Here is a 23,713-nt window from a genome sequence, read left to right on the forward strand (position 1 = left end):
CCTCGGGACCGGTCCGGCCGGACGAGGTCGGCGGGACCGCACCGGCCTGAGGAGCGGCGGGCGGGAGGACAGGCGCAACGACAGCGGGCGCAACGACAGCGGGCGGAACGACAGCGGGCGCCTCCGGAGCCGCCCACTCCTCCGGGGAGGCCGACCGCGCCAACGCCGGGTTCTCGGGTAGCCCCGTACCGGGGAGGTCATCGCCTTCCCACGGCTTCCGGTCTTCGCCGATCAGTCCCGACGCGTCGGAACGATCCGGGGCACCCGAGTTCGGGGACGACGACGGCGGCACCACCGGCGGCATCACCGGCGGTGCACCACCCTGCAGAACCTGCTGCTGGTCCTCGGGCACGGCCCAGTCCTCCGGTGCGACCTTCGGCACCTCCACGGCGACGAGCGGATCGCCCACGTCCGGCAGGTCCGCCCCTCGCCACGGTTCGGCGTCGCCGCCGATCAACCCCGACGCGTCGGAACGATCCGGGGCACCCGAGTTCGGGGACGACCCCGGCGGCATCATCGGCGGCATCATCGGCGGCATCCCGCCCGAGCCGGTGAGCCCGTTGCCCGCCGGGGCGGCCCAGTTCTCCGGTGTCTGCGGGGGGAGGTCCGCAGACCCCTGCGGATCGTCGAGCCCGGACAGGTCCGCACCCTTCCACGGTTCGACGTCGCCGCCGATCAACCCCGACGCGTCGGAACGATCCGGGGCACCCGAGTTCGGGGACGACCCCGGCGGCATCATCGGCGGCATCCCGCCCAGGCCCCGGTCGTCCTGCGAACTCCCCAGGCCCTGCGGTCCGTCGGTGGCCCAGTTCGGCGGCTGCACCGTCCCGGGGGCGGGCGTCTCCAGGCCCGGCGGGGTCAGGTCGCCCACACCGGACGGCGGCGGCACGTCGAGGCTGCCGCCTCCCTGCTGGCCACCGGGCCGGAACGGCGTGGGCTGCGGAACGCCGCCCCCGCCGGGGAACGGGGTGAACTGGGGCAGGGGGATGTTGGTCTGGTTCCCCGGGGGGAGGAGGTCGCCGGAACCGGGCGTGTCCAGGCCGGGCAGATCACCGAAACCCTGCGGTCCGTCGAGGTCGAGCCCGCTCCCCTGCGGGCGCAGCTCGTCCAGGTCCGGGTTCGACAGGTCGGGGCCGCCCAGGTCGAGGCCGGACGAGGTGGGACCGCCCAGGTCGAGGCCGGACGGGATGGGACCACCCAGGTTCGGGTCGGGCAGGTCCACGCCGCTCAGGTCCAAGGGCGGCGGGTTCGAACCGTCCGGGCTCGGGTTCAGCTGGTCGGGGCCGTCCAGGTCGACGTTCGACAGCTCCGGCACGTCCAGGTCGACGTTCCCGGGCGGGTCGAAGTCCGGCAACGGGGGTGGGGTGAAGTCCGGGATCTTGATTTCGATGTCGTCGATCTTCGGGAGGTCCGGCGCGTCCCTCTTGAGATCGTCCGGTTTCGGGTTCTGCGGCTTCGGCAGGTCCAGCGGCCTGTTCGGAGCCCTGACCGGCTGCGGCTCGAGCTTGTACTGGACCTGTTCGTAGTGCCCGGCCAGCGTCTTGAGCACCCGGCGCATGTCGTTGTTCATCATCTCGACGACTTGCTTGTTCCAGTTCACCCAGGTGTTGCCGTTGGGCATCTGGTACTCGATCTTGTACCAGCTGTCTTCGCCGTCGCCGGTTGCGTAGCTCTCGTTGTACGCCTTGCCGATCCTGCGGATCTCGCTCGCGTAGTGCTGGTCGATCTGCCAGATGGTCCTGCGCGCCCAGTTGAGGTATTCCCCCGCGTTGTACAACTGGGTCGGGGCGGAGAACGCGCCGGTGGGGCCGCCCGCGATCTGCTCGGCGACGCGGTGGAAGCTTTCCACGAACGGCTTCATCATGGCGCGGAAGGCGTCGGCCGCAGGCCCCTTCCAGGCCGGCTCCTGACCGGAGAGGTCACTGGTGAGGTCGTTGACCTGGTCGGTGATGATGTTGCCGACCAGGGTGACGACCTCCTGGACGAAGCGCAGGTCCCGGGCGGCCTCCCACAACGATTCCGGGCTGGACACGGAGGCGGCCCGTTCGACGACCTCCTGCTTCCCGCGATCGTTCTTGCCGACCGCGGCATTGCCCGTGACCACGGCACGGATCTGTTTCCAGTTCATCGTGTCGTAATCAGCCTTGCTGGTGCCCTCGCCGTTGCCGGACGCGAACACCTGCCCCTTGCTGTCGGTGGTAACACCCTTTTGGTCAGCCATCGCCGTATGCCCTCAACTCGCCCGAACCGACCGGTCAACCCGCCTGTTGCGTTCCGCGCACTACTTCTTCACGTCGGTCTTCTCGTTCTTCACATCCGTCCCGTTGTTGTCCGGTACGAGGTTGAGCGGGTTGCCCGACGGGAGGAGGACATTTTCCTGGAGGCCGGTGGTCGAACTGATGTAGTTCACCGCCTCACGGATGTGCTCACCCAACTTCGTCGAGGTCAGACTGTTCAACTCTTCGGCGTTCTGGTAGTCACGGGCCAGCTTCTCCACGCTCTGCGCAGTCACTTCGAGCGCCTCGACAGCTTTCTGGAGGAACTCGATCAGCGGCTGCACGAGCCCTGACGAGGTGGGGCCGCCCGCGCTGCCGGGACCGCTGCCCCGGAACTTGAGGAGCATCTGGTAGGCGTCGTAGAAGGCGCCGGGAGCGATGTCCACCTTCTTCAGCCGCGCCAACGGCTCCGCCAACATGTCCTTCACCGTCCGCAGGTGGGACGCGAACGTCTTGAGGGCCTGCGTGCTCACCCCCAGGTTCCCACCGCCTTGGCTGTCCCTGCGGTTGGGCGGCGGTATCTTTGCGCGCAGGTCGGCGATTTCCTTCTGGTTCAACCAGTTCGCGGGGTATTCGTCGACCCCGGTCATGGTGGGGTCGAGGCCGTGTTCGTTCTTCTTCGGGTCCTTGTCGGAGCCGAACCCGTTGGCCTTCGGAACCCTGCTCCAGTCGATCCTTGCCACGTTTCGCGCCTTTCAGCTGACTGTTGTCGACCGGTGGACCGCGCCGAGCGGGGGGACCACCCGGCGCGGTCGAGCGGTCACCTGACGTCGAAACCGCCGAAGGCGTTCACGCCGGTGTGCTCGACGCGGAGGTAGCCCTGGGTGATCTGCTCCAGCGCGACCTCGGCCGTGTGCAGGCTGTGCGGCATCCGCCTCGCGGCGGCGTCCCACTTGGCCTTCGCGACGGAGTACTGGTCCTTGGACGGACCGTCCCACTCCTGCAACGTGGAGAGGACCTGCTGGTGCATGTTCTCCAGCTCGGTGCGCAGGCGCATGGTGACGTCGGCCATCACGTCGCGCGCCTGGTCCGCCTGCCGGGGGTCGAAGGTGTAGTTCGTCATGCTGCTGCTCCTAACGGGAGGGCGAAGGGGCCGGTCTCAGATGCCCAGGCCTGCGGTCTGGCTGGCGCCCATGGGCATCGAGGCGGCGATCTGCGTGTTGCCGTCCTCACCGCGGGTGGTGACGACCGACTGGTTGTGCACCAGGTTGATCATCTCGCCCAGCGAGGTGATGATGACCTTGCAGTCGTCGAACCAGGCGGTCATCGAGCCGCGGTAGGCGAGGAAGGCCTCACCGCTCCAGCTCGCGCGCATGAGGTTGAGGACGTCGTCGACGCTCTGCACACCCTGCTGGGCGACGGCCTGGGTGTTCTCGAAGTAGCCGGCAGCGCGCAGCATGCCCGGCGTAGTGGTGGAGATGGGTGCATTCACGGTGTTCCCCTTGAGACGTCATGTGGTCCACGCGCCGACTGGCGCTCGATGCACGATTCAGTCTTGACAGCCCGCCGTCACAGGTGCAGTGCCCGACGATCAGCGGTGCCCCAAAATCCGAGGCCGGGTGCCCGGACAGGCGAGCCGCCCGGGTGACCCGGGCGTCCCGGGCACCCCGGCGGATCGGGTGCGAGGATCGGATCGTCCGTTGAACCGAACGTCCTCCTCGTACGTGCGGTTGTCGCACGAGGACGGTGCCGATCGGAGGAACTGTGACGGAGACCAGGACCTCCACGCTGCGGGTCGAGGTGTTGGGTCCGCTGCGCGCGTGGTTGGGTGAGCGCGAACTGCCGCTGGGGTCGAACCGGCAGCAGGCCGTGCTGGCGGTGCTGGCGGCGCACCCCAACCGGCTGGTGCCGCAGCGCACCCTGATCGCCGGTGTGTGGGGCAGCGAAGCCCCGGCGAGCGCGTCGGGCAACCTGCACACCTACCTGTCGGGGTTGCGGCGCGTGTTCGGCCCCGGACGGGACCTGTTGGTGTCCGGAGCGGCCGGCTACTCGCTGCGGCTGGACAGCGCGGCGCTCGACAGCGCGGTGTTCGAACGGGTCCGGCTGGAGGCGGAGGAGCGGTACGCGGCGGGTGACCGACGAGGCGCGGTGACCCTGCTGGACGAGGGTTTGGGACTGTGGTCCGGCGACGTCTGCGCCGGGCTGCGCAGCCCGTTCATCGAGCAGGCCCGCCGCCGGCTCGGTGCGCTGCGGTTGGACGCGGTGCGGTTGCGCGCCCGTGCCCGGCTGGAGCTGGGTGAGCACGCCGGTCTGGTCGCCGAGCTGTCGGAGCTGGTCAGGCAGCACCCGCTGGAGGAGTCGGTGCACGAGCTGCTGATGCTCGCGCTGCACCACAGCGGGCGCCGCGCCGAGGCGCTGGACGCCTTCCGCGCCGCGCGGTCCGTCCTCTCTCGGGAAGGGCTGGAACCCAGCCGAACGCTGAACGACCTGCACCAGCTCGTCCTGGAGGGAACGACGAAGCAGGAGGAGCAGCACCGGGTGACCGTGGTGCGAGTCACGCCACCGGCTCCGGTTCCCGTTCCGACGGGCGAGCTGTCCGGGCGGACCGCCGAGCTGACGGCGTTGACCGGCGCGCTGGAGGACGTGCTCGCGGGCCGCGGGCGGGCGGTCTGGGTCGAGGGCGAGGCGGGTATCGGCAAGACCGCCCTCCTGAACGCGGCGCTGGCGGGCACGGACCGGCCGTGCCACCTGGTGTGGGCGGCAGGCGACGAGATGAGCAGTCGCTTCCCCCTCCAGGTGGTGCTGGAAGCGCTGGACGCGGCTTCCTCTTCGGGCGGTGGGCAGTGGGCCGAGCTGGCCGCGCAGCTGCACGACCCGGCGGTGCGGCGCGGCTGGAACCGCGCCGCGCAGGTGGACCGGTTGCTCACGTTCGTGGCCGAGCTGTGCGGCACCGCGCCGCTGGTCCTGGTGGTGGACGACCTGCACTGGGCCGACGACGCCACCCTCCTGTTCTGGGACCGGTTGGTGGGCGCCGTCGAGGGCCTTCCGCTGCTGCTGGTCTGCGCGACCCGACCGGCCGGCGTCCGTGACCGGCTGAGCAGGCTGCGGCGCAACGTGGTCACCGGGGACGGTCTGCTGCTGTCCCTCGCGCCGCTGGCGTCGACGGACGTCGAGCGCCTGGTCGGCGCGGTGGTGGGGGCGACGCACGGTCCCGGGCTGCGGTCACTGGCGTCGATCGCCGCCGGGAACCCCGCGTACGCGGTGGAGATCGCGGAGCTGATGGCGCGCGACGGCCGCATCAGGGTGGTCGACGGGGCGGCCGAGCTGGACGAGACCGTGCCGGGCGACTCCCTCCACCGGGTGCGCGGCGAGGTGCAGAACGTGCTGGCGGACCTGTCGGAGGGCACTCGGGAGGTGCTGAGGTCGGCGGCGCTGCTCGGCATGCGCTTCGACGTCGCGGGTCTGGCGGCGGTCAGCGGGCGTTCCCCGATGCACCTGCTGAGGGCGTTGGACGAGGCGGTGGCGGCCCGACTGGTGGTGGAAGCGGGCGGTGGCTTGGCCTTCCGTCACCCGTTCGTCCGCTGGGTGCTGCACAACCGGGTGCCGCAGGCACTGCGCGTGGCCCTGCACCGGCAGGCCGCCGAGGCCCTGGCCGCAGCGGGGGCTCCCGTCGGGCAGGTCGCGGAGCACCTGGAGTTCTCCCCGGTGGACGCCTGGGTGGCGCGCTGGGTGGTCGCGCACCGGGAAGAACTGGCCGAGCACGTGCCGCAGGCCGCGACGGGGTTGCTGCGCACGGTCCTGGACACCGGACTGGTGGACGGCCCTGACCGGACCGCCTTGGTCATGGTGCTGTTGCGGACGTTGTTCCGGTTGGAGCGCGATGTCGAGGCGGTCGCCGGCGAGGCGCTCGCCGGGGTCGTCGCCCCCGAGGACGCCGCCGAGGCGCGGCACCTGCTCGCGCGGGCCCGTCGGCGGTGCGGTGACACCGGTGGTGCGATCGCCGCCCTGCAGAGCGCGGTGCGGATGCCGGGCGTGCCGGACGCCTGGCGCACCCGGCACCAGGCGATGATCGCCACGTTGCGGCGCGGCGACCTGGCGGACCTGGACGAGGTCGACGTGGTGGCGCGGCGCGTGCACACCGAAGCGGTCGCGGCCGGTGAGGTGCGCACCGCGGCCTACGCGTTGCAGAACAGGTGGTTCGTCGCCTCGGTCCGCCGCGCCCACGGCGAGGCGCTGCGCCACGTGGACGCCGCGCTGGCGCTGCTCGGTGACGAGCGCCCCGTGGCCGAGGCCCGGTGCGACCTGTCGGACAACCGGGCGTTCACGCTCCAGAACCTCGATCGGCTGGACGACGCCGAAGCCGCGCTGGTGGACGCACGGCGGTTGATCGCCCGGCACGGGCTGCCGCCCGGGATGCAGGTCCCGCTGGCCGTGCAGCACTACTGGACGGGCAACTGGGAGGACGCACTCGTCGAGATGGGCGGGGTGGACCCCGGCTCGCCCGGCCTGACGTTCTACGGCATCCGGGAGAGCGGACCCGGCAGGACGCTGCTGCACGGGTTGTCGGCGCTCATCGCGGTCCGCCGGGACGAGCGGGCGAACGCGCTGGTGCACCTGGACGCGGCCGCTTCACCTGTCGTCCTGACCGGCTCCGAACGGGAGAACGGCGATTTCCTGCTGGTGGCCACCGCTCTGGCAGCCGAGCGGCGGGGGGCGTTGGACGAGGCGGTGCGCCTGCTCTCCCCGTTGCTGCGCCCGGACGAGGCGCCGGTGCTGCTGCGCCACCAGTGGCTGCCGCTGCTGGTGCGGCTGGCGCTGGACGCCGGCAGGCAGCCCGTGGCTCGCCGGGCGTTGGCCGTGTGCGAGGAGGAGGCCGCCCGAGAGGTCGCACCGGGTCGGGCCGTCGCGGCTGCGGCGCGCTGCCGTGCGCTGGTGGCGAACGATCCGGCGGCGCTGCTGGCGGTGGCCGGGCACTACGAGTCGGTCGGTCGAGTGGTCGAAGCGGTCGAGACGCTCGAGGACGCCGCGGTCGCCTACGCCGCCGAGGGGGAGCGGCGGACCGCCGAAGACGTGTACGAACGGGTCGCCGCGGGGTACGGCGGGTTGGGCGCCCGCTGGGACCTGCTCCGCTCGCGCCGACGAGTGCACTCGGCATGACGCGGGGCACGCGGTGAGGCGTCCGGCGCTCACCTCGGCCGCCGTGCGCCGGACGTCCCGGAAGCGCGCCCACCCGCCGGTGCGGCGCGACCGCCATGTCCAGGGCGACGGCCACGTCCAGGGCGACCGCCGCCTCCTCCGCGCGACCGGCGCGCCCCGGCAGGACGGCGTGGTCCTCCCCCGCCTGCGCCGGCTCGAACGGCCCACCGACCGCGCCCGGTCGATCAGGCCGCGTCGGGCACCCCGTTGGGCGGTTCGGCGAAGGCCATCGGTTCGGCCGGCAGGTCCGGCAGGACGTACCAGCACTCACCCGTGCCGGACGAGGCCAGTGCCGCCTCGAACGCGGTGACGACGTCGGACACGTCCAGGACCTCCATGTCGAGGTCGCGGATGACGTCCTTGAACCCGTCGATGATCGTGGTGTCGGCGAACCCCGGGTTCAACGCGTTGATCCGGATGCCGTCGGACGCGACCAACGGCGCGTAGGACCGCACGTAGTGGGTGACGGCGGCCTTGGTCGCGCCGTAAACGGGCTCGAACGGCACCGGCACCAGGCCCGCCAGGCTCGCCATCACCAGGACGCTCCCACCGCCGCGTGCCCGCAGCGCGGGCAGCACGGCCTCGATCCCGTAGACCACGCCGTCGAGGTTGGTGGCGACGACCCGTCGGTAGCTCTCGGCGCTGAACCCCTCGCCCGTGGTCACCACACCGGCGTTGAGGACCGCGATGTCCAACCCGCCGAACTCGGTCGTCGCCGCGCCTACCGCGGCCTCGTTGTCCCCAGGGGCGCGCACGTCGCACTCGACGAACACACCGCCGATGTCATCGGCGACCTGCTTGCCGCGCACCGCGTCCACGTCGGCCACGACCACCTTCGCGCCGCCGTTGGCCAACCGCCACGCGATGGCCGCTCCCAGACCGTTGCCCCCACCGGTGACCAGGGCCACCTTGCCGAGGTACTCGTTCCCGCCCATAACGTCCTCCCTCGCCGGCACCCGCTGCAGCGGAATCCTCGGCAGGACCGGGACGGCAGGACAACGATCACCCACCCGGTGTTGCCCGTTCGCGCACCACGGGCGCCCGGACGGGCAACGCGCCCAGCGCCGTGACAACCTCGGGCCCGGTGGCGGGCGACCCCGTCGTCACCCGCTCCACGCCGCCCCGCTCGGCGTGGAGAGTTCGTGGAGGTCGTCGATCGATGCTGCTGCCATGCAGCAGCGATCGCGACACCCCGGGGTGGAACGGGTACGGGTGGCCGTCCACGCCTTCGACGCCCTCACCCGCGGTGGGCTGACCAGGTCGTTGGACGGGCGTGACGACCTGGTGGTCGCACCGGACCGGAGCACCGCCCAGGCCGTCGTCCTGGCGGTGGACCGCATGGACCGCAAGGCCGTGGACTTCCTGAAGACGGCCGGGGAATCGGGTCCTCCGGTGGTGCTGATCACGGATCTCCTGGAGGAGCAGGACCTGATGTTCGTCCTGGAGCACCGAGTGGTGGCGGTGCTGCCCCGCTCCGCGGCGACCGGCGACCGCTTGGCGCACGGGGTGATCGCCGCGGCCCGGGGCGGGGGCGTGCTGCCGCCGGCGCTGCTGGGCGGGGTGCTCCGGCACGTGGAGCGGATGCGGCGCGAGCTGGCCGAGCACGGGTCGCCCACCCAGCTCAACACCCGGGAGCTGGAGGTGCTGCGGCTGGTGGCGGACGGCTGGAGCACGGTCGAGATCGCCGACAGGATCGCCGTGTCGGAGCGCACCGTGAAGAACGCCGTGACCTCGCTGACGACCAAGCTCAACCTCAGGAACCGGTCACACGCCGTGGCCTACGCCGTGCGCGCCGGGATCATCTGACCACGCGGCGCGCTCGTCGGGCAGTTCCGCGAGCGCGACGCGCGCCTCGTCCGCCCGAGCGCTGCCCACCTGCTCGAACAACTCCTGCGCGGCGAGCAGGCAGGTGCGCGCCCGGTCGTGCCGGAGCGCGGCGGAGTGGACGCGCCCGAGTCCGAGCAGGGCCTCTCCCCGGGCGTGGCGGTTGGCCGTGTCGCGCGCCAGTCCGAGCGATCGTTCGTAACAGGCGATCGCCTCCTCGTGGTCACCGATTTCGGCGTGCAGTTTGCCGAGGGCGCGGAAGCTCCGCATCTGACCGTCCACATCACCCCGGTCCAGGCGGTCCGCCAGGACCCGCCGTTGGTGCTCCATGGCCTCGGTGTAGCGACCGAGGGCCCTGCACGCCTCACCGAGCATCACCAACGCGATTTCGAGGCGTTGGGGGGCGGCCGCGAACTCCGGGTCGTCGATCACGCTCTTCAGCATCTCCACCGCCTCGGCCGGACGGTTCAGCTCTACCAGCGACATGGCGGCAGAGGTGGACGCGTAGTGCAGCACGGGCTTGTACTCGGGCGATTCACGCCCTTTGTCGATGATCAGCCTGCAGGCGTCGAGAGCTTCCCGGTACCGCCCCTGGTGCTGGTAAGCGCCGTTCAGGTTGTACCGGCAGACGATCTCGGCGAACACGTCCCCCAGTCGCTGACACGCTTCGACCGCGACCGTCAGGACCTCCTCCCACTGCCGGCCGTGACCGCGCTGGTAGCAGAAGTGGGCGAAGAAGTGCGCGGTCAACCAGGCGTGGCGGTCGAAACCGGCCGCCGCGGCCGCACTCACCACCGCCGTGGTGGTGTCGAGTTCCTCCTCGCTCCACCGGTACGCCTCGGCAGCGGTCTCGAACGACGGTGTCGTCACCTCCGGCGAGGGCGGCGGCACGACGGCGAACTGGTACCGGTGCGGAGCGACCAGGGCGTCGACCGCGGAGGTGCCGTGGAGGTGCCAGTCGAACAAGCGGTGCCGCGCCGCGTCGCGGGCTTCGGCCGGCTCGGCGGCGAAGAGCTCGCCGGCGTAGAGGCGCACCAGGTCGTGGAACTGGTAGCGGCCACCGGGCCGGCGTTCCAGCAGGTGGCAGTCGACCAGCACGCGCAGCACGCGTTCCGCTTCGGGCGGCGGCGCGCCCACCAGCGCGGCGGCGGCCGGCCCTGCGAAGTCGGGCCCGACCGAGCCGCCGAGCAGGCGGAAGCAGCGGGCGGTCACCGGGTCCAGCGCCCGGTAGGACCAGGACAGGACGGTGCGCGTCGCCGCCGCCTCGTCGTCGACCGCCAACAGGTCCAGGCGCTCCTCCAGGACGGCCAGTTCGTCCACCACGTCGGTCAGGGAGCGGGCCGTCCTCGTGGCGACGCGCTCGGCGGCGATGCGCACGGTCAGCGGCAGCAGGCCGCAGGCGCGCACCAGGGCCCGGGCGGCGTCGCACTCGGCCTCGACCCGCTCGGTGCCGATCGCCGCGCCCAGCAGGTCGAGCGACTCGTCCTCGGTGAGTTCACCGACGTGCACGGCCGCCGCACCGTCACGTGCGATCAAGCCGGCGAGGTAGCGGCGGCTGGTGACGACGGTGAAGCAGCCGTTCCCGCCGGGTACCAGCGGGCGCACCTGGCGGGTCGAGGCGGCGTTGTCGAGCACGAGCAGCAGCCGCTTGTCGGCGGTGAGGTCGCGGAAGGCCGCCACCCTCCCGTCGTGCTGCGCCGGGACCCGGTCGTGGGGCGTGCCCAGGGCGCGCAGCAGCACGCCGAGGGCGTCGGTGGCCGTCATCGGTTCCCGCTCCGGCCCGAACCCGCGCAGGTCGAGGAACAGGACGCCGTCGGGGAAGCGGCTCGCGACCCCGGTGCCGAAGTGCACGGCGAGGCCGGTCTTGCCGGCACCGCCCGCGCCGTGGAGCAGGACCAGGCGCGGCGCGGTCCCGGCCGCGTCGAGCACCTCGCGCATCCGCGCCAACTGCCCACCGCGCCCCACGAACGACGGCACGCCCGGTGGCAGCTGCGCGGGCACGGTCCGGGGGGTGACGGGCTCGTCGGTCGCCCGCGCCCTCGCCACGAGGTCGACCAGGGCTTCGCGGTGGGGGTGGTCCACCAGGACCGGCAGCAACGCCTCGGCCACGTCCTCGGTACGACCGAGGGCGAGCGCGGCACGGGCCCAGCCCTCCAGGATGTCGAGGCGGCGCTCGACGAGGGCTGCCCGCCGGGCCTCGGCGAACGGACCGGGCACGCCGGCCAGCGGTTCAGCGGTCCAGTGGGCGAGCGCCTCCTCGAACGCCCGTGCGGCCAGGTCGGGGCGTCCGCCGGCGAGCAGGTCGTCCGCGGCACGTGCCGCGGCCCCCACGCGGTGGACGTCCACCGCGTCGCGCGGCAGGTCGAGCCGGTAGCCGCCGTCGACCAGGGTCAACGCGCCGGGCGGGTCCAGCACCGCGCGCAGCGCGGAGACGTAGGTCTGCACGTTGCCCGCGGCGCTGCGCGGCGGGGCGGCACCCCAGACCAGCGCGATCACCTCGTCGCGGGAGACGACCTCGCCCACGTGCAGCGCGAGCACGGCGAGCACTGCTCGTCGCAACGGCGGTCCGGCGTTGACCGGCCGGTCCCGGACGTGCACCGCCACCGGTCCGAGCAGGGTGATCCGCGTCGTCACGACCGGTGCACCTCCCGCCACAGCCCGCGGGCCACGGCGCGGACGGCAGCGGGGACGACGTGCGTCCCGGAACCGTCCACGCGCACCAGCGACGCCGCGACGAGTTCACCCGCCGCGCTCGCGCCGGGGGGCCGGTCGTGCTCGACCAGGGCCCGCAGGGCGGCGGCGGCACCGTCGGACAGCCCCGCGAACAGGCGTGCCCACCGCTCCCGCACCCCCGGTTCACCGTCGACGGACAGCAGGTCGAGCCGGGCCTCCTCATCCGCCAGGTCCCGAGCGAGGCGGCGCAGGTCGTCGGCCGTCGGGTGGTCGGCACCGCGACCGAGCAGGGCACGGGCCGCCCGCAGCGCCGCGGGCAGCCGACCGCACAGCTCGACGACCGCGAGGGCCGGCCCGTCGGGTGCGCGCTCACCGGTGAGCAGTTCGACCGCTGCCGACGGGTCGAGTCCACCCAACCGCACCCCGGCCACACCGGGCGGCACCGGCCCGGTGACGAGCACCGTCCCGGCGTCGGCGCGCACCCGCACCAGCTCGCGCACCTGCTCGGCGCTCGACGCGTTGTCCAGCAGCACGAGCACCCGACGACCGGTGAGCGCGGCGTGGAGCCGCCCGAACTTGTCCTCCAGCCGACCGGGCAGGTCCTCATCGGGCACGCCCAGGCACCGCAGGAGGTGGTCGAGGGCCTGCGCGGTCGTCCACGGCGCGCGGTCCGCGTCGTCACCGCGCAGGTCGGCGTAGAGCCGACCGTCGGGGTGGCGCGGGGCGACCCGGTGGGCGAATTCCAGGGCGAGGGTGCTCGCGCCGCTGCCCGGCACCCCGCCGACCACGACCACCGCACCGGGCTCGGCGGTCGGCGCGCGCAGTCGGGCGAGCTCGTCCGCGCGCCCGACGAACCCCCAGGGCCGGTGGGGCAGGTGGGACGGCGCGGGCCGGGCCGGCCGCGCGCCGGTGTCCAGCAGGGTGCGGTACAACCGGTCCGCATCGGGCCCCGGTGCGACACCGAGGTCGTCGCGGAGCCTGCGCCGCAGCGCGGTCAGCTCGTCCAGCGCCTCCGCGGTCCGGCCGGACCGGCCCAGCGCGGAGGCGAGCAGCACGACGACCTCCTCGTCGAAGGGCGTCTCCCGCACCAGGGCGGTGCACTCGACCACCGCCTCCCGGTCCCGACCGGAAGCGGCGAGGGCTTGGGCGCGCAACCGGCGCGCGGACCCCCACAGGGCGACCAGCCGGGCGCGCTCGGACTCGGCGCGGGGCCCCGCCACACCCGCCAGCGGGGTGCCGCCCCACAGCGCGGACGCCTCGGCCAGCGACTCCAGGCAGCCGTCCGCATCCCCACGCGCCCACTGGTCGCGCGACCGGGCGACGAGCCGTTCGAACACCGCGGCGTCGACGTTGTCCTCCGGCAGGCGGAGGCGGTACCCGCCCTGGTGCTGGAGCAGCGCGGTCGAGCCGTCGGCGCCCAGCAGGTCCCGCAAGGCCGACACGTAGGTGTAGAGGTTGCCGAGCGCGCTGCTCGGCGCGTCGGCCCCCCAGACCGCGCGGACCAGTTCCTCGACGGGCACCGACCGGCCGACGCGCAGCGCGAGCACCGCGAGCACGGCGCGTTGCCGCGGGCGGCTCACCTCGACGGCCGCGCCACCCCGGACGACGCGCACCGCTCCCAGCAGCCGGACGGCGGGCTCGGTGGGGACCACGTGGCCATCCTGACACGACCGCACCGGTTCCTATGATGGTGGAGTGTCATCGGTCCTGATCGGACTGCTCGGACCGCCGGTGCTGCGCGTCGGCGGGCGTGACGTGTCCCTCGGACCGCCTCGGCAGCGCGCCGTGCTGGGTTTCCTCGCCCTCCACGCGGGCAGGGCGGTCTCCCGGGACGACCTCGTGGACGCGGTGTGGGGGCAGGACGCCCCGGCATCGGTGGTCGGCAACCTGCACACGCACGTATCGGCGCTGCGCAGAACCCTGAGGGCGGTCACCGGTGGCAGCGGACCGCTCGTCACGCTCGGGACGGGCTACCTGCTCGACGTGGCCGACGACGCGGTGGACGCCCTGCGGTTCGAGCACCTGCTGAGGTCCGCGGACCACGCGTGGCGCGGCGGGGACCCGACCGGTGCTCACGCACGGTGGCGGCAGGCGCTCTCGCTGTGGCGGGGGACGCCGCTGACCGGACTGGCCGCGCCCTACGCCGAGGGCGAGCGCACACGGCTCACCCGTGCCCTGGTCAGCGGGGCCGGGGCGTTCGCCGAGGCGCTGCTGGCCTCCGGGGCGGCCGAGGACGCGCTCGCCGTCGTCGGGCCCGTCGGCGACGAGCACCCCTCGGACCAGCGGCTCGCGGCGGTGCGCGTGCGGGCGCTGGCGGCGGCCGGTCGGCATGCCCAGGCGGCGGTGCTCTTCGAGCGCACCCGCGACCTGCTCGGGTCGGAACTCGGCCTCGACCCCTCCCCCGACCTGCTGCGGACCCACGAGGCGGTGGCCCTCTCCCGCCCCCCGTCGCGGACGCGGCTGCCCGCCGAGCCGGCGGGTTTCACCGGACGCACGCGCGATGCGGCCGCGGTGGAGGACTGGTGGGCCTCGGCGAACGGCGAGCGACTGGCGGTCTGCGCGGTCGACGGACCGCCGGGCGCGGGCAAGACCGCGCTGGCGCTGCACGTCGCCCACCGGCTCGGTGACCGGTTCCGCGACGGCGCCCACCTCCTGGACCTGAGCGGGCGAAGCGATCCGGGCGCGGCGGTGACGTCCCTGCTCGACGTGTTCGGGGGAGCCCCCGACCCGGTGCCGCCCGACCTGGACGAACTCGCCGGCGCGTACCGCAGCAGGCTGGCGACCCGGCAGGTGCTGCTCGTGCTGGACGGCGCCCGCAGCGCGGAGCAGGTGCGGCCGCTCCTGGCCGGTGGGCCGGGTTCGCTGGTGGTGGTGACCAGCCGGTTCCGCCTGGGAGGTCTGTCCGCGCGCGACGGCGCGCTGGGGCTGTCCTTGGGCGGTCTCGACGTCGAGGCCGCCGCCGCGCTGCTCGGCCGCGCACCGGCCGACGCGGCCGAGTTGACCCGGCTGTGCGCGGGCAACCCGCTGGCCTTGCGGCTGGCCGCCACTCGGGACCACGAAGGGCTCGTGACGGCGCTGGGTGACGACGCGACGCGCCTGCGCGTCCTCGACGGGGAGGACGGCGGGCCGTTGACCACGGCGTTCACCCGGATCGCGGACGACCTGGACGCCGACCCCGCCGAACTCCTCGCGCTGTTGGGCGCTCAACCGTGCCGCGCCCTCACGGCCGCGGCGGCGGGCGCGCTGACCGGGTGGCCGGTGCCCCGGGCCCGCCGGGCACTCGACGCGTTGGCGGTCGCGCACCTCGCGGACTGGGAGCCCGGCGGCGGTTACGGCCAGCACGCCCTGGCGCGTTCGCTGTCGGTCCTCCGGTCGCGGTCCGCACTGACCGCGACCGACCGCGACGCCGCCGAACGGCGCCTGATCGAGTGGTACGCCGAGGCGACGCGCCGAGTGCCGGACGCCACGGCCCTCCCGGCACGCGAGCACGACAACCTCGCGTTGCTCTCCGCCCGTGCCGAAGCGCGCGGCGACCACGCGACCGCCCGTGCGCTGCTGGACCGCCTCGCCCGTTCGACCGAGGTGGATCAGGCGACGGGGGGCGAGATCACCCCATTGTCCGCCATCACCCAGGCGACGTCGCCGCCCGCATCGGACGGCTCGACCTCCTGAGCGGCCGGCCGGAGCTTCCCGGAACGGCGGACGACGGGTTGAGCCGCGACGTGCGCGGGAGTGAGGGTGCGGCCACCGATGCGCTGCCAGGTCGTCTCGTGCCGTTCGCCGGCCACCTTCGACAGGTCGGGAGTGGGTGTCGTCATCGTTTCCGCCTTCGGGTTCGTCCAGTCCCCCTCGGAAAGGTTCCGGTCAAGCTGACCACGCCTTCCGGGGTTCGAGGAGCCCTCACGCCCATCCGTGCCCACCCGGGCCACGCCCCTTGCCCCCTCGGTCGCCGGGAAGCCCGCGCGATGACACCTGATCGCCGTGTCCACGACACGAACGGCACCCGGCGACCGGGAGGCCACCACGACCGGCGTTCCCGGTGGCGTGATCCGTCCACTGCGGACGCCCGCCTCGTCGCGGGCTGCTGGCGCGACCGGCAGCCCGCGACGGTCTACTGCTGGTACGGCAGGTCTTCCAGCACGTTGCCGGCGGAGTCGAACGCCACCACGTGCTCCGTGACCGGTCCCCGCTCACGCGGCGCGGTGAGGGCGGGATCGGCGATCACCAGCGTGCCACCGGCGATCACGGCCGGCAGGTCGGGTGCGTTCTCGCGGCGCAGGACCACCGAGGCGACGTTCCCGTCGACCAGGCCGATCAGCGCCACGCGCCGGCTGCGGTCATCGACGAACCCGTGGTACACCCTGGTCAGGGCGACCGCTCGGCCGACGACGGCGAAGTCGCGCACCGGCCCGTGCTTGGGGCCGAAGTCGTCGATCCGGGGAGGCCGGCCGGTCAGGTGGGACAGCAGCAGGTCGCCGTAGCGGCCCAACTGGACCGACTCCCCGTCGTCGAGGACGGCGTGCGCACCGGGTTCCCAGCACCCCGGGTCCACGATCGGGCGCAGGTCGACCTGTTCCAGGGCGAGTTCCAGGCGACGCCCTGCCGGGGACCCGCGGTCGGCTGCCGGGGCGGGGCGGTCGACCACGACCGCGGCACGGGCGGGCACGTCGACGGACGTGCCTTCGCCGTCGACGCGCAGCACGACGCCCGCGTCGTCGACGGCGAAGGCGTTGGGCACGACGAAGATCCCGTCGGCCAGGATCGCGTGTTCCCGAGCGTACCGACCGGCTGGCCATTCCACCGACGCAGAGGTGGTCCCGGGCGGCACGACCCCGGCAAGCGTTCCGGCGGCGGTGCGGAAGGTCAACGCGGGCGCTTCGGCGGTCACCGGCGACGACAGCGTCGTGGTCGTGGGTGTCAACTCGGCGAACACCGGCCCCGTCGGGGTGGAGAAGACGACCACGCGGACCCCAGCGTGCTGCCCGGTCAGCACCGGACGCCACGTGCGCGTGGGCGGATGGGCGGCGGTCGCCGCCCGCACGCACCGGGCCACGTCGTCGTCCGCCGCCCAGTCGCGGTGCACGCGGTAGCGGTTGTCTGTGGTCAGGACCCCGCGGTCAGGCTCGGCGGCCAGGTCGTCCAGGTGACGGCGCAGCCGCGGCCAGCTGGGAAAACCGTGGTGGCGGGCGAGGACGAACTGGGCCGAAGCCAGCGTGAAGCCCTCGACGAGCGTGTCCGGGGCGTGCTCGGCTACGAGGGCGAGCGCATGCGGTTCGCCGGCGCGGACCTGGCGCAGCAAACCCTTGGCGCGCTTGCGCACCTGCTCGACGTCGGGCCGGACGGGCAAGGGGATGACAGGCATTCCAGCCTCCAGGCACCTGCGGTCCGCTGCTCAGGGCACGAGAGGAGGTTGGCTTCGAGGTGGTGCACTGCGAAAGCCTGGGATGGGCTCAGCCCTTACCGCGGACCCGGAGGCGCTCCCTGCGCCGAGTCCACTTTACACTGCGCCGGCCGGAAAGTCATCGTTGCACGTCGTAGGCATGGAAGAAGCTCCCGGTGCTCTTATTGAATCGAAAGTGATCGGTTGCCCGCATGTTGACGTGCGTGGTCGAGGTCGAGGGTGCGCACCGGTTGTCGCCTGCGGAGCAGGAGGTGTTGCGCCTGCGGGTGGTGGCGGCGCTGGAGTCCGGGCAGGTGGAGGGTTACCGGCGGGCGGCGGAGGTGTTCGAGGTCTCGGTGCGGTCGGTGGGCACCTGGTGGCGCGCCTACCAGCGTGACGGTCGGGACGGCCTGGCGGTGCGACCGGGGCGACGGCCCGGACCGGCCGAGCTGATCAGTCCCGAGGACCGGGGCACGCTGTTCGCAGCGATGGCCGACTACACCCCGGAGGAGTTGCTGATCGGCGGCCCGTTGTGGACCCGCCCGGCGGTGGTCGAGCTGATCCGGCTGGTCGTCGGCGTGGACATGACCGAGCAGGGCGTCGGCTTGTGACTGCGCCGCCACGGGTTCACCCCGCAACGCCCGACCCGACGTGCCTACGAACAGCAGCCCGCCGCGGTGCTCGCGTGGCTGGACGAGGAGTATCCGGCGATCGAGGACCGGGCGAAGGCCGAGGGCGCGGCGATCACGTGGGTCGACCAGTGCGGGCCGCGCTCCGACGCCGCGCCACCCGGCCGGCCCTGGGCGCCGAAGGGTAGGACGCCGATCGTGCGGGTGACCGGGAAACGCCTGCGGTCAACGTCATGTCCGCGGGCGCCTCACGCGGCGCGTTGTGGTTCACCGTGTTCACCGACCGTTTCACCGCACCGGTGTTCACCGGCTTCCTCGACCGGATCGAACTGCACCTGATGCCCCGCTACAGCCTCGAACTGAACTCCGGCGAACTGCTCAACGCCGACCTCAAGCGCAATGCCAACGCTGTAGCTGCCGAAAACTCCATCCATGCAGGTCGAAGCCGTGCGTAGCTGAGGCATCGAAGGGCTCCCAGGTGTGGCCACAGGTCCGCACCGCCCTCGGCTGACGCGGCATGATGACCGGCCATGCTGCTCCGACTGGCCTACCTGGGCATGACCAACGCCTTCGCGCTGCTGCGCCTGCTGCCCTTGAGCGACCGGGACAAGGACGTGGAGATCCTGGCGCTGCGTCACCAGATCACCATCCTGGAACGGCAACTCGGTGACACCCGTCCGAGGTTCTCCCCCTGCGACCGGGCATTCCTCGCGACCGTGCTGCACCGACTCCCCGTCGCCACGCTTCGGCGACTCCGACTGCCGGCGCGCCCGGAGACGATCCTGCGGTGGCACCGGGACCTCATCGCCCGACGCCACGCGGTCAGATCCTGTCCCCAGGATCCCGGCCGACCACGGACCATCCGCTCAATACGCCTGCTGGTGCTGCGCTTGGCACGCGAGAATCCGACCTGGGGCTACCGGCGCATCCACGGCGAACTGCTCGTGCTCGGCAAGGTCGCAGCCTCCACCGTCTGGCAAATCCTCCAGGACGCCGGGATCGATCCGGCTCCCGAGCGCACCTCGACGACCTGGTCGACCTTCCTCCGCTCACAAGCCGACGCTCTACTGGCCTGCGACTTCTTCGAGACCCGCACCGTGAACGGCGCCCGCGTGTACGTGCTCGCGGTGATCGAGCACGCCAACCGCCGGATCAGAGTCCTCGGCGCCACCGCGCACCCGACCGCCTCCTGGGTCACCCAGGCCGCCACGAACCTCGTCATGGACCTCGGAGACGCAGGCCGACACGTGCGCTTCCTGATCCGAGACCGCGACGGCAAGTACCCGTCCTGTTCGACAACATCCTCGCCGACGCGGACATCCAGGTCGTCCTCACCGGTGTTCGGATACCGCGGATGAACGCGATCATGAAACGCTGGATCCGGACCTGCCGACAGGAGCTACTCGACCGCACACTGATCTGGAACCAACGGCACCTATTCCGTAGCCTGCGCGAGTACGAGGACTTCTACAACACCCACCGGCCCCACCAAGGCATCGACAACGCCCGACCACTACAACCACTGCCACAACCAGCCACCAATCAAGCAGCCGCCACCCAACTCGACATCCGTCGACGGCAAAGACTGGGCGGCATCCTCAACGAGTACCACCACGCCGCCTGACCTGCACGGACGACATTTTCGGCAAGCACAGGGTTCCACCGACGCTCAAACTTCCGCCGCCGCGTCTGGCTGCCCGCCCTGCGCGGCGACACCAACCGGCCGCGCATCGACCCCGACATGCACTTCCACGACCTGCGCCACACCCACAAGACCTGGCTCATCGAGGACGGTGTTCCCGAGGTGCTGCAGCACAAGAGGATCGGTCACAAGTTCCGCGGCGTCATGGGCGTCTACTCCCACGTCACCGAACCGATGGTCGAGGCGATGCTCGCCGGACTGCAGCGGCGCTGGGAGCGGACGGGGAGCGAGAACCCCTGACCACCTTCGCAAATACGGAGGTGGTCAAGATCTTTTGCTCCCCAGTTGCTCCCCGCAACGATCAACGGCCCGCAGACGAAGATCGTCTACGAGCCGTTGACCAGGTAAAACACACTGTGGGCGATACTGGGATCGAACCAGTGACCTCTTCGGTGTGAACGAAGCGCTCTCCCGCTGAGCTAAACGCCCTTGTTCTGTTGTCCTGCCCCGCTCTCGCGGTGTGTCGATAGCTTACAACATCATCCCCGGGAACCAAAAATCGGGCTCTCCAACCAGGCCCAGTCGAGGCCGAACCAGCCGCCTACCAGGGAGAACGCCCCGAGCAGCCAGCAGGTCACCGCGACCACCAGGCCGGTCGCCGCGAGGACGAGGGCCTTCACGACGAGGTTCTGCCGCTTCAGCCACTCGACCCAGGCGTCGTAGTACCGCTTGGCGAACTTCAGGACCCGCCCCGCCCACTCGAACTCGGTGGCCAGGATCGCGAGGCCCGCGAACACGACGAGCCAGCCCGGCCCGGGGTACGGGATCATCAGGATGCCGGCGACCAGCACCAACCCGCCTACGACGCCCACGCCGATGCGGTAGCCCATGTTCAGCGCGGGGTTGCTGCGGAACCGGTGGCGGCGTCCCGCTTCCTCGGGGGCGTTCTCGCGCTGCTCCGTGGTCATGCGCACATCATCGCCCATGACACCGCTCACGCGGAGCCGACTTGACCGGATGCGAGCACACCGCTCGGCGCCTGGGGCATCGAGCGCCCCTGCTCCAGCGAGAGCGCGAAGACGAGGTGCTTGTGCGCGTCCGGCGACCAGGTGAGCACCTGGGCGTCCGAGGCGTCGGCGCCGACGTCGAACGTGGCCAGCGCCACGGGGTCCTGCGTGCTCGCGCCCCACACCACGTAGACCTGGTGGGCCGCGTCGTTGGACGTCAGGCGCACGGGCACGACGGCCGCCGAGTCCTCGGTCGACACCAGCACCGCCACCTCCTCGCCGGACGCGGAACGCAGCACGGCCCGGTTCGCCGCCGGGTTCGCCGCGAGGTCCAGCACCCGCTCCAGCCGCTCGGCGCGCGCGTCCTGCGCGGCCACCTGGTCGCCGAGCTGGTTGATCCGCACGCCGGCGACGCCGATCCCGGCCACCGCGACGACGACGGCCGCGGCCACCAGTGCCCTGCGGCCCCAGCCGCCGGCACGACGGCGTCGCGGCTCCAGCGGGATCGGTGCGGCGAGAGGGGCGGGCTCAGGGGCGGGCTCGGGGGCGGGTCGGCGCACGTGTTCCTGGGGCGTCTCGTCGACGGCCGCCATGAGCCGGGCGCGCAGCCGGTCCGGCGGGTCGTACTGGCGGACGGAGGACCCCAGCGCGGCGGTCACCTCCTCGGTGGCGCGGACGGTCTGCCGGCAGCGCTCGCACGTGGGCAGGTGGGCGTACAGCTGTGCTTCCTCGTCCGGTTCGAGCGCGTGCACCGCGAACCCGACCGCGAGCTCCTCCTGAGGGCACCAGTCGTCCCTCTGCTCCCCGGTCACCGGTGTGCTCCCGTCGTCCGACCCGGCGCTTCGCCGCCGGTCTCCCCTGTCCACACCGCTTGCAACGTCGTCCGCAGCCTCCTGATGGCCGCGAAGGTGCGGGACTTCACCGTGCCCAGGGGGATGCCGGTGAGCGCCGCGACCTCTATCTGCGTGTACCCGCCGAGGTAGGCCAGGGCGATGACCTGCCGCTGGTCCTCGGGCAGGCGCTTCAGCGCCTCCCGCACCTCGGCGCCCACGACGCCGGTCAACGCGTCGTGGTCGGCCCCGTCGGTGGGCGGGACGTTGCGCTCGGACACCTCGTCGGTGAGCGGCACGTTCCGCTTGCGCTGGGTGTTCTCGCGGCGCACGGCGTCCACCGCCCGGTGGTGCACGACGGTCATCAGCCAGGTGCCGAAGCCGCCTCGTGCGCGGTCGTAGCCGGCCGGGTTGCGCCACAGGGCCAGGAACGCCTCCTGCACCACGTCCTCGGCGAGGCCGGGGTCCACGCAGATGCGCCTGGCCAGTGAGTACGCTGGTTTCGCGTAACGGTCGTAGAGCTCACCGAAGGCCGTGCGGTCCCCCGTGGACACCCGCTCGACGAGTTCCGCGTCGGGAGGTCGTCGTTCGGGCCCGCGGCGTGGTGCCGGGGCGGGTGCGTCAGCCACCAGAGAGGTCCTCACGTCCAACATTCGCGCAACAGCCGGTACCGGGTTCAGGTTAAACCCAGCAAGATGGGGCCTGCGGGATCAGACCGGACACGGAACGCATCGAGGTGGTCGCCCAGTGGAGCGATGTAGACCCGAACGGGTGATAAACGTCCGGGAGTCGAGCGTTCCTCGCCACATATACGTCACAAGTAGAGAGCTCGGTCGTTCCATTGGCCGGGAAGGGAGAAGAGGGTAACGACGATGCGCAATGATCACGTGACACTCCGTTCGACAGCGGTGTTCGACCTGCTGGCGCCGAGGACCCCCGCTGTTCCGGTGCAGGTTGAGCTTCGCTACGACACGAAGGACCCGTACGCGGTGGTCGCCGCGTTCCGAACGGGTCGGGCCGGTTGGGTGGAATGGGTGTATGCCCGGGACCTGCTCGCCGACGGCCTCATCGCCGACGCGGGGGACGGCGACGTCCGCATCCGCCCGGCCGCCGACGACCCCGAGGTCGTGGTGATCGAACTGAGCTCCCCGTCCGGCCACGCCATGTTCGAGGCGTCCGCGCAGGAGCTGGCCGACTTCCTCGACCGCACCTACGACGTGGTCGTGCCCGGCAACGAGCACCTGTGGGTCGACGTGGACGAGGCCCTGACCCACCTGATCTCGACCGATCTGACGTAAAAGTGCAGGTAGCAGCCCTGCCGGGGGCCTAGGCACCCCCCGATTTGATTCTGCGGCGGGGCATGTAATAAAGTTCCTCTCGCACCGGGGAAGACCGGAACGACAAGCCCCAAAAGGGCCAAGTTCCAAGAAATCTTCCGGAGCATGCGGATGTAGCGCAGTTGGTAGCGCATCACCTTGCCAAGGTGAGGGTCGCGAGTTCGAGTCTCGTCATCCGCTCGGCAGAGGGCCCCTTGGGCTCAGGCCAGACTCCTGGGTGCTAGCATTCGGGAAAACCTGGCGGAGTGGCCGAGTGGCTTAGGCAAGGGCCTGCAAAGCCCTGTACACGGGTTCGATTCCCGTCTCCGCCTCGGACGATTAGCTCAGCGGGAGAGCACTACCTTGACACGGTAGGGGTCACAGGTTCAATCCCTGTATCGTCCACCAGAGATATACGCAGGTCAGACAGCCGCTTGGTGATCTTCACCAGGCGGCTGTTCTGCGTTGGTGGGAGCAGAACGGGAGCAGATGGTCCTGGTGTGATCATCTTCACCGTGCGTGGTCACCACTCCCCCGCCGTGTGTGGCAGCCGTTCCTGCTTCCGCGCCGGACCGCTCCCGGCGGGCTTGGAGTTCGTCCAGCACCCCGTTGGCCATGACGTGTGTCACATACGAGTAGATGCCCCGCACCTCTCGATACCGGTGCCCCAGCCGCTTGTGCTGGACGACTTCCGGCACGCCGTCTTCGATCAGCCACGTCTTGTATGTGACGTAGGCCATGCCACTTACTGGCCTTCGTCTTGGGCGGGCCGAGCACCAATCGGCCGTCGAGGGGACTTGACCCTGGATGTTGGACACCGGACACCCTTGGATCGTGACGATCCGGGTGGGCACACGGGGCCCACTGCGGTGCCAGGGCCGCCGACGCCTGCCGCGCCGCCGGGGTGACCCGGTCCATGGGCGCGGTGGGGCAGCTCCGCGGACAACGCCGCCGAGAGCCTCAACGCCTCCTTCACACGCCAGACGCTCCAAGGCGCCCG

The 23,713-nt window shown here is 72.0% G+C and carries 22 protein-coding genes and 4 tRNA genes; 13 read left to right on the forward strand and 13 right to left on the reverse strand.

The features are described 5' to 3' along the window. The 4 genes from ACR807_RS12330 to ACR807_RS12345 all read right to left on the reverse strand — a co-directional run. On the reverse strand, positions 1–2,221 hold a 2,221-nt coding region (locus tag ACR807_RS12330; protein ID WP_438921400.1), incomplete at its 3' end, for a WXG100 family type VII secretion target. Between the two features lie 60 nt (positions 2,222–2,281). Then, positions 2,282–2,959 carry a hypothetical protein gene (locus ACR807_RS12335; RefSeq protein WP_438921401.1) on the reverse strand — a complete coding sequence of 226 codons (678 nt, stop codon included), beginning with the start codon at positions 2,957–2,959 and terminating at the stop codon, positions 2,282–2,284. Between the two features lie 77 nt (positions 2,960–3,036). Then, on the reverse strand, positions 3,037–3,339 hold the full coding sequence (locus tag ACR807_RS12340) for a WXG100 family type VII secretion target (protein ID WP_438921402.1): 303 nt from the start codon (positions 3,337–3,339) through the stop codon (positions 3,037–3,039). Between the two features lie 36 nt (positions 3,340–3,375). Beyond that, positions 3,376–3,708, reverse strand: coding sequence for a WXG100 family type VII secretion target (locus ACR807_RS12345; protein ID WP_438921403.1), 333 nt, complete (start codon positions 3,706–3,708; stop codon positions 3,376–3,378). Positions 3,709–3,980: 272 nt separating this feature from the next. Here ACR807_RS12345 and ACR807_RS12350 point away from each other — a divergent pair, with 272 nt between their 5' ends. Next, on the forward strand, positions 3,981–7,373 hold the full coding sequence (locus ACR807_RS12350; RefSeq protein ID WP_438921404.1) for an ATP-binding protein: 3,393 nt from the start codon (positions 3,981–3,983) through the stop codon (positions 7,371–7,373). 224 nt (positions 7,374–7,597) lie between these two features. On the opposite strand, the gene ACR807_RS12355 is transcribed toward ACR807_RS12350, so the two are convergent. Beyond that, positions 7,598–8,347 carry an SDR family oxidoreductase gene (locus ACR807_RS12355; RefSeq protein ID WP_438921405.1) on the reverse strand — a complete coding sequence of 250 codons (750 nt, stop codon included), beginning with the start codon at positions 8,345–8,347 and terminating at the stop codon, positions 7,598–7,600. Positions 8,348–8,582: 235 nt separating this feature from the next. Here ACR807_RS12355 and ACR807_RS12360 point away from each other — a divergent pair, with 235 nt between their 5' ends. After that, positions 8,583–9,218, forward strand: coding sequence for a helix-turn-helix transcriptional regulator (locus tag ACR807_RS12360; RefSeq protein WP_438921406.1), 636 nt, complete (start codon positions 8,583–8,585; stop codon positions 9,216–9,218). Here the strand turns inward: ACR807_RS12360 and ACR807_RS12365 are convergent. After that, positions 9,177–11,870 carry an AfsR/SARP family transcriptional regulator gene (locus tag ACR807_RS12365; RefSeq protein WP_438921407.1) on the reverse strand — a complete coding sequence of 898 codons (2,694 nt, stop codon included), beginning with the start codon at positions 11,868–11,870 and terminating at the stop codon, positions 9,177–9,179. The genes ACR807_RS12360 and ACR807_RS12365 overlap by 42 nt on opposite strands. Further along, complete coding sequence (locus ACR807_RS12370) at positions 11,867–13,561, reverse strand: AfsR/SARP family transcriptional regulator (RefSeq protein WP_438921408.1); 1,695 nt, start codon at positions 13,559–13,561, stop codon at positions 11,867–11,869. The genes ACR807_RS12365 and ACR807_RS12370 overlap by 4 nt, the downstream gene beginning before the upstream one ends. Before the next feature lie 43 nt (positions 13,562–13,604). On the opposite strand from ACR807_RS12370, the gene ACR807_RS12375 reads away from it, so the two are divergent. Beyond that, on the forward strand, positions 13,605–15,581 hold the full coding sequence (locus ACR807_RS12375) for an AfsR/SARP family transcriptional regulator (protein ID WP_438921409.1): 1,977 nt from the start codon (positions 13,605–13,607) through the stop codon (positions 15,579–15,581). Positions 15,582–16,020: 439 nt separating this feature from the next. Here ACR807_RS12375 and ACR807_RS12380 read toward each other — a convergent pair whose 3' ends face one another. Continuing rightward, positions 16,021–17,271 (reverse strand): hypothetical protein, encoded by a 1,251-nt coding sequence (locus ACR807_RS12380; protein WP_438921410.1) that lies wholly within the window; start codon positions 17,269–17,271, stop codon positions 16,021–16,023. Positions 17,272–17,513: 242 nt separating this feature from the next. On the opposite strand from ACR807_RS12380, the gene ACR807_RS12385 reads away from it, so the two are divergent. The 6 genes from ACR807_RS12385 (at position 17,514) to ACR807_RS12410 (ending at position 19,860) form a co-directional block, all read left to right on the forward strand. After that, entirely contained in the window at positions 17,514–17,900 is a 387-nt protein-coding gene (locus ACR807_RS12385) for a helix-turn-helix domain-containing protein (RefSeq protein ID WP_438921411.1), read from the forward strand. Further along, complete coding sequence (locus ACR807_RS12390) at positions 17,901–18,257, forward strand: winged helix-turn-helix domain-containing protein (protein WP_438921466.1); 357 nt, start codon at positions 17,901–17,903, stop codon at positions 18,255–18,257. Next, positions 18,152–18,373, forward strand: a complete 222-nt coding sequence (locus tag ACR807_RS12395) for a hypothetical protein (protein ID WP_438921412.1) — start codon at positions 18,152–18,154, stop codon at positions 18,371–18,373. Before ACR807_RS12390 ends, ACR807_RS12395 begins: the two co-directional genes overlap by 106 nt. Before the next feature lie 75 nt (positions 18,374–18,448). Further along, a complete protein-coding gene (locus ACR807_RS12400) occupies positions 18,449–19,276 on the forward strand; it encodes an integrase (protein ID WP_438921413.1) in 828 nt (275 codons plus the stop codon). After that, complete coding sequence (locus ACR807_RS12405; protein ID WP_438921414.1) at positions 19,273–19,542, forward strand: integrase core domain-containing protein; 270 nt, start codon at positions 19,273–19,275, stop codon at positions 19,540–19,542. Before ACR807_RS12400 ends, ACR807_RS12405 begins: the two co-directional genes overlap by 4 nt. 105 nt (positions 19,543–19,647) lie before the next feature. Continuing rightward, on the forward strand, positions 19,648–19,860 hold the full coding sequence (locus ACR807_RS12410; protein WP_438921467.1) for a tyrosine-type recombinase/integrase: 213 nt from the start codon (positions 19,648–19,650) through the stop codon (positions 19,858–19,860). Between the two features lie 117 nt (positions 19,861–19,977). Here ACR807_RS12410 and ACR807_RS12415 read toward each other — a convergent pair. The 4 genes from ACR807_RS12415 to ACR807_RS12430 form a co-directional block, all read right to left on the reverse strand. Next, positions 19,978–20,049: transfer RNA gene (locus ACR807_RS12415), tRNA-Val, on the reverse strand. Positions 20,050–20,099: 50 nt separating this feature from the next. Continuing rightward, positions 20,100–20,528: a TIGR02611 family protein gene (locus tag ACR807_RS12420; RefSeq protein WP_438921415.1), complete on the reverse strand. Its 429-nt coding sequence runs from the start codon at positions 20,526–20,528 to the stop codon at positions 20,100–20,102. 26 nt (positions 20,529–20,554) lie between these two features. Then, positions 20,555–21,379, reverse strand: coding sequence for an anti-sigma factor (locus ACR807_RS12425; protein WP_438921416.1), 825 nt, complete (start codon positions 21,377–21,379; stop codon positions 20,555–20,557). Beyond that, on the reverse strand, positions 21,376–22,026 hold the full coding sequence (locus ACR807_RS12430) for an RNA polymerase sigma factor (protein WP_438921417.1): 651 nt from the start codon (positions 22,024–22,026) through the stop codon (positions 21,376–21,378). The genes ACR807_RS12425 and ACR807_RS12430 overlap by 4 nt, the downstream gene beginning before the upstream one ends. Positions 22,027–22,269: 243 nt before the next feature. On the opposite strand from ACR807_RS12430, the gene ACR807_RS12435 reads away from it, so the two are divergent. From ACR807_RS12435 to ACR807_RS12450, 4 genes are all read left to right on the forward strand, one after another. Continuing rightward, positions 22,270–22,695, forward strand: a complete 426-nt coding sequence (locus tag ACR807_RS12435) for an SsgA family sporulation/cell division regulator (RefSeq protein WP_306745026.1) — start codon at positions 22,270–22,272, stop codon at positions 22,693–22,695. A gap of 146 nt (positions 22,696–22,841) precedes the next feature. Next, a tRNA-Gly gene (locus tag ACR807_RS12440) sits at positions 22,842–22,914 on the forward strand. A 59-nt stretch (positions 22,915–22,973) separates the two neighbouring features. After that, positions 22,974–23,045: transfer RNA gene (locus ACR807_RS12445), tRNA-Cys, on the forward strand. 1 nt (position 23,046) lies between these two features. After that, a tRNA-Val gene (locus tag ACR807_RS12450) sits at positions 23,047–23,121 on the forward strand. Between the two features lie 14 nt (positions 23,122–23,135). On the opposite strand, the gene ACR807_RS12455 is transcribed toward ACR807_RS12450, so the two are convergent. After that, entirely contained in the window at positions 23,136–23,453 is a 318-nt protein-coding gene (locus ACR807_RS12455) for a hypothetical protein (protein WP_438921418.1), read from the reverse strand. Positions 23,454–23,713: the final 260 nt, after the last annotated feature.

This window comes from Saccharothrix sabaoui, from assembly GCF_051756985.1.
GTDB lineage: Bacteria > Actinomycetota > Actinomycetes > Mycobacteriales > Pseudonocardiaceae > Actinosynnema.